The sequence below is a fragment of the Pseudoalteromonas fuliginea genome (assembly GCF_000690055.1).
GTDB lineage: Bacteria > Pseudomonadota > Gammaproteobacteria > Enterobacterales > Alteromonadaceae > Pseudoalteromonas > Pseudoalteromonas fuliginea.
Genome location: NZ_JJNZ01000276.1, coordinates 1 through 570 on the forward strand (window position 1 = coordinate 1; position 570 = coordinate 570).

General features: G+C 45.8%; 2 protein-coding genes. Both read right to left on the bottom strand.

Annotated elements, in window-relative coordinates:
* The coding region (locus tag DC53_RS0121195; RefSeq protein ID WP_033032787.1) for a DUF2313 domain-containing protein at positions 1-362 on the bottom strand (362 nt) is incomplete at its 3' end.
* Positions 353-517, bottom strand: coding sequence for a hypothetical protein (locus DC53_RS22315; protein ID WP_167331246.1), 165 nt, complete (start codon positions 515-517; stop codon positions 353-355). The genes DC53_RS0121195 and DC53_RS22315, both read right to left, overlap by 10 nt.
* Between the last annotated feature and the right edge of the window lie 53 nt (positions 518-570).

A 570-nucleotide genomic window follows, 5' to 3' on the forward strand; every position in this document is an offset into this window, starting at 1 on the left:
GTTAGATAAAGTATTTGCTCGTCTGGCATCCACCAATCGTGTACGTAAACATCGAAACCATAGCCGCGTAGTATCGACTGCAAGTAACCAGGACTTTGACCGCCTGTCATTTTCCATGTTGCTTCAAGTCGGTCGCGGCGTTGCTGTTCGGTTAAGCCAGAAGATGGTAAATAAAACTGCTCCTCCCATCTAACCAAGTTGTCGGTCACTTGCGGATCGAGCTGCTTGTAGGTGGTATCAAACAAATCACGGTAATACTGCGGATAGCTCAGGCCCTGATAAAACAGGCGCATAGTCTTAGTGATGATTAGACTGAATGCGCGTGATTGTGGTAGGGCTATTTTCCATAGGTTTATTGGCATTGCTCACCCTCAACCAAGTTTTTTAAGCGGTAAATCAAATTGCGCTTAACGCCAAGCTGACTAGCAATCTCGCAAGGTCGCGTCCCCAAACCAAGAAGTCGCTTAGTCTCGGCTAGTATTCTATTTCGTTTCGCTTCGGCTATTGTCATACTCATATTGTTACCCTACACAAAAGAAATTGAGACCATCTTGGCCTTTTCACCAGTGC